Raw genomic sequence first — 7915 nt, 5'->3', positions numbered from 1 at the left:
GCTCGTCCAGCAGCAGCACCCGGGCCCCGCGCTGCACCCGGACCAGCGCCCGGGCCAGCGCGACCCGCTGCAGCTCGCCGGGGGAGAGGGTGCGGCAGGCGCGCTCGCGGGGGTGCCCGGGCTGACCGGGGCGCTGGTGCGGGCCGCGGTCGCCGCGCTCGGGCAGACCGTCGGGGTCGTCCTGCTCGCCGCCGGGCTCGCCCGGGCGGTGGCGGACGTCGCCGACGGCGTCACCCCGGGGACGTCGCTGCTCGTGGCGCTGCTCGGCGTCGGGATCCGGGCCGCCGCCGGCGGGCTGGGCAGCGTGCTGGCCACCCGGGACGCCCGGCGGGCCGAGGACACCCTGCGCAGCCGGCTGCTCACCCGGCTGCTGGCCGGCGAGGGCGAGGCGGTCGCCGCCGCCGGCGGCACCGGACCGGCCGCGGTGCTCGCCAGCACCCGGCTGCACGACCTGGGTCCGGCGCTGGCCACCTACCTGCCGGCGCTCGCGCAGACGATCGTCGTCCCGCCGGTCCTGCTGGTGGTGCTGGGCCTGACCGACTGGCTCTCCGCACTGCTGGTGGCGCTCACCCTGCCGCTGGTGCCGCTGTTCATGGCGCTGGTCGGGCTGCACACCCGGGACCGGACGGTCGAGGCGGCCCGGGCGCTGGACCGGATCGCCGGGCACGTCGCCGAGTTGGTCCGCGGCCTGCCGGTGCTGGTCGGGCTGGGCCGCGCCGCCGACCAGCTGTCCGCGCTGGCCGACCTCGGCGAGACCCACCGCCGGCGCACGCTGGCCACCCTGCGGATCGCCTTCCTCTCCTCGCTGGTGCTCGAGGTGCTCGCCACCCTGTCGGTCGCGCTGGTCGCGGTGACCGTCGGCGTGCGGCTGGTGCACGGGGACATGGGCCTGGACGTCGGCCTGCTCGCCCTGCTGCTCGCCCCCGAGGCGTTCGCGCCGCTGCGGGCACTGGGCGCGGCGCACCACGCCTCCGAGGACGCCGCCGAGGCTGCCGCCGCCGCCCGCGCCGTGCTCGCCGCCCCCGCTCCCCGGCCGGTGCTGGCCGCTCCGCCCGCCGGGCAGCTGCGCGGGGTCACCGTCGACGGCCTCACCGTCTCCTTCCCCGGCCGCGGCCGGCCGGCCGTCGACGGCGCCTCGTTCGAGGTGGCGCCGGGCGAGCTGGTGGCCCTGCGCGGACCGAGCGGATCGGGCAAGTCCACGGTGCTCGCCGTCCTGGCCGGCCAGCTCCTCGACGGGGCGACCGCGCAGGTCGACGGCGTGGTGCTGGCACCTGCGGACGTCGCCGTCGTCCCCCAGTTCCCGCACACCGTCGCCGACACCGTGCTCGACGAGCTGCGCCGGCACGCCGGCGACGTCCCCGACGAGTGGGCCACCGACCTGGCCGACACCGCGCTGGCCTGGCTCGACGCCGGGCACCTGCGCGAGCGCGCCTGCCGCACCCTCTCCCCCGGCGAGCTGCAGCGGGTCGCGCTGGCCCGGGCGCTGGTCCGGGTGCAGCGCGGGGCCCGGGTGCTGCTGCTGGACGAGCCGACGGCGTCGCTGGACGCGGCGAGCACCGCGCGGGTCGCCGAGCTGCTGGTCCGGCTGCGTGGCTCGCTCTGCACCGTGCTGGTCACCCACTCCCCCGCGCTGGCCGCGCTCGCCGACCGCGCCGTCGACCTCACCGTCCCCGACGCCCTGCCTCCGCTCACCAGCGTCCCGGCGCCCGAGCGCACCGGCAGCGCCGAGGACGCCGGTGCCCCGCTCCCCGCCGCCGAGCCCGACGCCGCTCCCGAGGCGGACCGCACCACCGCCGGCCTCAGCTGGCCACGGCGGGCGGTGGTGCGGGCGGTCGCCGCCGGCTCTGCCTCGGCGGCGTCGGCCGTGGCGCTGACCGCGGTCTCGGGCTGGCTGATCGTCCGGGCCGCCGAGCAGCCGCCGATCCTCACCCTGCTGGTCGCCACGGCCGGGGTGCGCGGCTTCGGGCTGGCCCGCGCCGGGCTCCGCTGGCTGGAGCGGCTGGCCGGTCACGACGCCGCCTTCCGGCTGGCGTCGGGCACCCGGCTGCAGGTGTGGCGCGCGCTGGTCGCGCAGGGCCCGGCCGCCGACCGCACGCCCGGCCGGGCCCTGGCCCGGGTCGTCGGGGACGTCGGCCTGCTGCAGGACCTCTCCGTCCGGGTGGTCACCCCGCCCCTGGTCTCCGGCATCGTGCTGGTCGGGACGACGGCGGTGCTGGCCCTGCTCGACCCGCGGGCCGGCGCACTGGTCGCCGCGCTCGTCGGGATCGCGGTGCTGGGCGTGCTCGGCGTGCACCGCTGGGCCGACCGGGGCGGCGCCCGGCACGCCGCCGAGCTGCGCACGGTGACCCTGCGGGAGACCAGCGCAGCGCTCGAGGCCGCCGGCGACCTGCGGGCGCACGGCCTCACCGGCGAGGCCGTCGACCGGCTCGACGAGCTGGGCCGCCGGCAGGGCCGCGCGGCCCGGGCCGGGGCCGCCGCCACGGCACTGGGCGACGCGCTCGCGGTGCTGGCCACCGGTGCCGCCGCCGTCGGTGCGCTGGCCGTCGCGGCCGTCAGCGTCCGCGCCGGGGAGCTCTCCGCACCCACCGCCGCCGTCCTGGCGCTGGCGCCGCTGGCACTGCTCGAGCCGCTCACCACACTCGGCGCCGCGCAGCGGCACCGGCTGGCCTGGCACGACGCGCGGGCCCGGGTCGAGTCCGTGCTCGCCGAGCCGGTGGCCGCCGACCCGGCGCCGGCCGAGCGGGTGGCCCCGCCGCGGCCGGTGCGCGAGCTGGCGCTGGAGCACGTCACCGCCGGCTGGCCCGGTCGCCCGGCGGTGCTGCGCGACCTGGACGCCGTCGCCACCGCCGGGTCCGACTGGCTGGTGGTCACCGGCCCGTCCGGATCGGGCAAGTCGACGCTGCTGTCGGTGCTGATGGCCTCGCTGCGCCCCACGGCCGGCGCCTACGTCCTCGGCGACGGGCGCCGCCCGGTGCCGGCCGACCGGCTGACCCGGGCCGACGTGCAGGGCACCACCGCCTGGTGCCCGCAGGAGGCACACGTCTTCGACGCTCCGCTGCGGGCCAACCTCGCGCTGGCCCGCCCCCGCGGCGAGCTGGCCGGGGCCGACGGCGAGGAGGCGATGCGCCGTGCCCTGACCGACGCCGGGCTCGGTGCGCTGCTGGCCGCCCTGCCGGCGGGGCTGGACACCCCGGTCGGGGCGGGCGGCACCTCGTTGTCCGGTGGCGAGCGGCGGCGGCTGGCGGTGGCGCGGGCGCTGCTGGCCGACCGGGACGTCGTGCTGCTGGACGAGCCGACCGCCCACCTGGACCCGCCGACGGCCGCCGCCCTCGTGGCCGACCTGCGCCGGGCGCTGGAGGGCCGGCTGGTCGTCTGCGTGACCCACGATGCGGCGGTTGCCGAGGAGCACGACAGCGTCCTGCGGCTGGACGGGGCGGTCCCCGAGCACGCGCCGGCACCGGCGCGCCGCTGACCGGTTTGCCGCGGCTCCTGCTGCGGCACGTCCCCGGGATGACCCTGGCCCAGCGCTTCGCCGCCGCGGTCGCCGCGGAGGCGGCCGCGGCGGCGGACGACGAGGGGCATCTGCTCCCCGACCAGCTGGCCCGGGCCACCGTTCGGGTGCTGGCTGTCGACGGTGCCGGTCTCAGCGTGCTGACCGGCGCCCGGGGCCGCTGCCCCCTGGGCGCGAGCTCACCGGAGGCCGGCCGGGCCGAGCGGCTGCAGTTCACCGTCGGTACCGGCCCCTGCCTGCTGGCCCATGCCTCCGGTGAACCGGTGTTCGCCGCCGAGCAGGACCTCCGCCGACGGTGGCCGGAGTTCGCCGACGTGCTGGTGGCCACCACCCCCTACCGCGGCGTCGTGTGTCTGCCGATCCCGAACGCGCTGGCCGGCGCCGGTGCGCTGGACCTCTTCCTCATCGACCCCGACGACATCCTGCGGCTGGACGTGTTCGACGCCCTCGCCATCGGCCACCTGGTGGCCGGCGCGCTCAGCGACGCCGTGGCGTGGTCGGTGCGGTCGGGCGCCGTGGGCCCGGACTGGCTGCACAGCCCGGCGGCGGTGCGCCGGGCCGCCGTCTGGCGCGCGGTCGGGTCGCTCAGCGCGTCGCTGGACGTCGACGCGGGAACCGCGCTGGCCGTGCTGCGGGCGCACGCCTGGGCCACGGGACGCTCGGTCGACTCGGCGGCGGCGGACCTGGTGAGCGGCCGGCTGGTGACCGCCGACGTCGTCGGACGGCCCGGCGGACCCTGAGCGGGCGCGGTCATGAGGCACGCTGGGCCCATGGCGCAGCCGACGGTCGAGGAGTTCCTCGACACCCTGGACCACCCGCGCGTGGACGACGTCCGCCGGCTCCGCGCGGCGATCATGGCCTCGGACGCCGAGCTCACCGAGCACGTGAAGTGGCGGGCGCCGAGCTTCTGCGCCCGGGGGGTGGACCGGGTGACCTTCCGGCTGTTCCCGGCGGACCACCTGCAGCTGGTCTTCCACCGCGGCGCGAAGCCGCAGGAGACCGCGGGCTTCGAGTTCGGGGACGACACCGGGCTGCTGCGCTGGGCCGACACCGACCGCGCCGTGCTGTCACTGGGCGACTCCGCCGACGTGGCCGCGAAGCTGGAGGCGATCGTGGCGCTGGTGGAGCGCTGGGTCCGGGTTTGAGCCGGCTCAGTCGCAGGGCGGCCCCGCCGGGACGTCGACCTGGATCTCCGGGCCCAGCTCCGCGTCGACCAGCGGCAGGTCGTCACCGGACCAGAAGCTGCCCGGGTCGTAGGCGTTGAGCGGCCGGTTCTTCGGCAGCAGGCCCATCGCCGTGTAGGTGGTGGCGACCAGCTCGGCGCAGAAGATCGTGTCGTTCGTCTGGTGCCGGCGCAGCTTGCCGTTGATCCAGCCGTGCGCCAGGTGCCGGGTGGTGGGGAACGGCTTGCCGTCGAGCCGGGCGATGCTGCGCAGCACGGCGTCCTCCATCTCCCGGGGCACCCCGCCGTCGTCGGCCGGGCCGACCAGCTGGCGCAGCCAGGCCTGCTGGCCGTAGCGCTTCTTCCAGACGCAGACCGCATCGGACAGGTCGTGCAGCTGGACTCCGCGCTGATGGCGGCCGGACCACACGTCGGCCAGGGAGTGCCCCAGCTCGGCGTGCCAGAGCAGCGGCGGCAGGTCCTCGATGACGACGGCCATGCCGACGTGGTTGACCGGGGCGTTGGTGACGGTCTGGATGGCCCGGTCGGCCACCGACCCACCACGGAAGACCCAGACGTCGCCGGTCCGGGTGAGCTCGACGGCGTCGTGCAGGGGCAGGACACGAGCGGACGAGGTGCGGGACAGGGCACGAGAGTGAGCCACACCACTACCGTAACGGCTCATGCGCCTCTCGAAGCTGCTCGGAGTCGCCGGGATCGTCGGCGTTGCCGCGACCGGCACCGTCCTCCTCCGCCACGAACGCCACCGCCGGGCCTATTCACCGGAGGAGGTGCGCGCCCGGCTGCAGGGCCGGGTCGCGGAGGTGGCGACCGCCGACGCCGACCCGGACCTCGTCCCCGACTGGCCGGCCGAGGTCGAGCGGCCGCAGCGCCACCCGATGGAGGCGCTGCTCAGCACGGTGATGAAGATCGGCCCGCTGCGCCGCTTCTGAAGAGGACCCGCTCTCCCCCCACCCCTCGCACGCTCGGGGCGGGGGCCCTGAGAGAGGGCCGTCGTCGCTCGCTGGTGCGGTGGCGGCTGCCCCCGCCGGTCGGCTGCCCACCACTGCGGCGACCACAGCAGAGCCGATCACCGATCGTGACGAGGTCCGGACCCTCCGGCGTGTTTGTCCAGGCCGGTCGCTGCTCATGGCCATGACGGTGACGGCGAGCGAGGAAACCGAACGGCAGACCGGCTTCACCGACCAGGAGAAAGACCGGTCGGCAGCCGAGAGCGTGGGCGAACGGCTGCTGGGGGTGCTGCTCGATCGGGTGCACCTGATCCCACCCCGGCTGGTCGGCTCGCTCATCGCACAGGAGGTACGGACCGCCGGGGCCACCGACGTCAGCATCCACCTGCAGGACCTCGCGCAGACGACGCTGCGGCCGCTGACCGGGCCGGGCCTGGTCGGCGAACCGCTCCCCATCGACGACAGCCTGGCCGGGGAGGCGTTCCGCACCGAGGAGTCGATCGAGGAGCCGCTCGCCGACGGTTCGGTCCGGCTGCACCTGCCGATGCTCGACGGGTCCGACCGGGTCGGCGTGCTCGGCCTGACGCTGCCCCGGCTGACCGGTTACGACCGGCAGCTCGCCCGGCGACTGGCCGGCCTGGTGGCGGACATGATCGTGACGAACGACGACTACACCGACGCCTTCACCCGGGTGCGCACCGTCGGGCCGCTGAACCTGGCCGCGCACCTGCAGTGGCAGACGCTGCCGCCGCTGTCGATGACCAGCCCCGTCGTCGACCTCGGGGGCATCCTGGAACCGGCCTACGAGGTCGGTGGCGACAGCTTCGACTATGCGTTCAACGAGCACGTGCTGCACGTGGCCGTGTTCGACGCGATGGGCCACGGCCTGGAGGCCGCGACGATGGCCACCGTCATCATCGCCGCCTACCGGCACGGCCGGCTGGCCGAGCTTCCGCTGACCGAGCTGTACCCCGAGATGGACCAGGCGGTGGCCACCTCGTTCCCAGGGCGTTTCGCGACCGCCCAGCTGGGCCGGCTGGACACCGAGACGGGGGTGCTGAGCTGGGTCAACGCCGGGCACCCACCCGCACTGTGGGTGCGTGGCAGCCAGGTGATCGGTGAGCTCACCGGTCCGGTCAGCCGACCGGTCGGCTTCGGCGCCGGCACCCCGGTCGTGCAGACGGCCCAGCTGGAGCCCGGGGACCGGGTGCTGTTCTTCACCGACGGGGTCGTCGAGGAGCGGCTGCCCGGCGGCGAGCAGTTCGGCGAGGAGCGGCTGCGCGAGTTGATCGAGCAGACGACCGCCGCCGAGCTGACCTGCGCCGAGACGGTGCGGCGGCTCTCGCACGCGCTGATGGCCGCGCGCTCCGGCCGGACCAGCGACGATGCGTCGCTGCTGCTCCTGGAGTGGAAGGGCCCACCCCGGGAGGACGAGCTGGACGCCGACATCCCCGAGGCGACCGCGACCGCTTGATCCTCAGCCGGCGCCCGGCGGGAGCGTCGTCCCCTCGTCCTTGAGGACGACGCCGGAGGCCCCCAGCTGCCGCGATGCCTGGAGCAGCCCGGCCAGGGTGTCGGCGGCCTGCGCGTAGCCGAGGCCGTGCGGCGGCCGCACGTTGGAGATGCAGTTGCGCTCGGAGTCCGCCCGCCCGGGGCGCGGCCCGTGGGTCAGGTACAGGCCGAGGCTGTCGGCGGAGCTCAGCCCCGGCCGCTCCCCCACTCCGACGACGACGATCCTCGCGCCCAGCGCCTCGCCCACCGGGTCGCCGAGGGCCACCCGGGCCTGGTGGGCGAGGACCAGCGGGGCGACCGACCAGCCGGCCAGCCGGGCCAGCACGGCGGCCACGGTGCCGGCCGCGTGCTCGTGCACGGCCCGCGGGGACAGCCCGTCGGCGAGCACCAGCGCCAGGTCGTACGTGCCGCCGGGCAGCTGGGTGTCCGGGGCGAGCCGCCTGCCCAGGTCCGGACGCTGCAGGTAGGTGGTCCGGTCCGGTGCCTGGCTGTGCACCTCCAGCACGTCGAGCCCGACCCCGGCCTCGGTCAGCGCCGTCCGCACCAGATCGGCGTCCAGGGCGGTGTGCACCGCGTCGCGCGCGGCCGCGTGCGCGGCGCGGAACTCCAGCTCCCGGGACGTCGGCAGCCCGTCACCGGCCCGGCCCAGCGCGACCCGCGCCCGGGTGGCGTCCCGCAACACCGCCCACGGGTCCGGCTCCCCACCACAATGGCCATTTTGGTGGTCGGGGGTGGTCATGGGCGGGCGGCGGCGAGCAG

At 76.9% G+C, this 7915-nt stretch carries 7 protein-coding genes; 5 read left to right on the top strand and 2 right to left on the bottom strand.

The genetic code is table 11. The features are described from left to right. The first annotated feature begins 112 nt into the window (after window positions 1-112). Genes cydC through G5C62_RS23795 form a run of 3 tightly spaced genes read left to right on the top strand, consistent with a single transcriptional unit; the run spans window position 113 to window position 4656 of the window. Window positions 113-3472, top strand: coding sequence for a thiol reductant ABC exporter subunit CydC (gene cydC, locus G5C62_RS23805; protein ID WP_241176096.1), 3360 nt, complete (start codon window positions 113-115; stop codon window positions 3470-3472). 38 nt (window positions 3473-3510) lie between these two features. Further along, window positions 3511-4251, top strand: a complete 741-nt coding sequence (locus G5C62_RS23800; protein WP_206330829.1) for a GAF domain-containing protein — start codon at window positions 3511-3513, stop codon at window positions 4249-4251. Window positions 4252-4281: 30 nt separating this feature from the next. Continuing rightward, entirely contained in the window at window positions 4282-4656 is a 375-nt protein-coding gene (locus G5C62_RS23795) for a DUF1801 domain-containing protein (protein WP_164702951.1), read from the top strand. Between the two features lie 6 nt (window positions 4657-4662). On the opposite strand, the gene G5C62_RS23790 is transcribed toward G5C62_RS23795, so the two are convergent. Beyond that, window positions 4663-5337, bottom strand: a complete 675-nt coding sequence (locus tag G5C62_RS23790; RefSeq protein ID WP_241176095.1) for a hypothetical protein — start codon at window positions 5335-5337, stop codon at window positions 4663-4665. A gap of 19 nt (window positions 5338-5356) precedes the next feature. Between G5C62_RS23790 and G5C62_RS23785 the strand changes: the two genes are divergently transcribed. Both G5C62_RS23785 and G5C62_RS23780 read left to right on the top strand, forming a co-directional pair. Continuing rightward, entirely contained in the window at window positions 5357-5626 is a 270-nt protein-coding gene (locus G5C62_RS23785; RefSeq protein WP_164702948.1) for a hypothetical protein, read from the top strand. Between the two features lie 196 nt (window positions 5627-5822). Next, window positions 5823-7118: a PP2C family protein-serine/threonine phosphatase gene (locus G5C62_RS23780; protein ID WP_164702950.1), complete on the top strand. Its 1296-nt coding sequence runs from the start codon at window positions 5823-5825 to the stop codon at window positions 7116-7118. A 3-nt stretch (window positions 7119-7121) separates the two neighbouring features. Here G5C62_RS23780 and eutC read toward each other — a convergent pair whose 3' ends face one another. Beyond that, window positions 7122-7895 (bottom strand): ethanolamine ammonia-lyase subunit EutC, encoded by a 774-nt coding sequence (gene eutC, locus G5C62_RS23775; protein WP_164702949.1) that lies wholly within the window; start codon window positions 7893-7895, stop codon window positions 7122-7124. Window positions 7896-7915 lie beyond the last annotated feature (20 nt).

Source organism: Modestobacter sp. KNN46-3 (assembly GCF_011039295.1).
The sequence above is the reverse complement of the archived record's forward strand: the minus strand, read 5'-3'. Positions and strand labels throughout refer to the sequence as shown.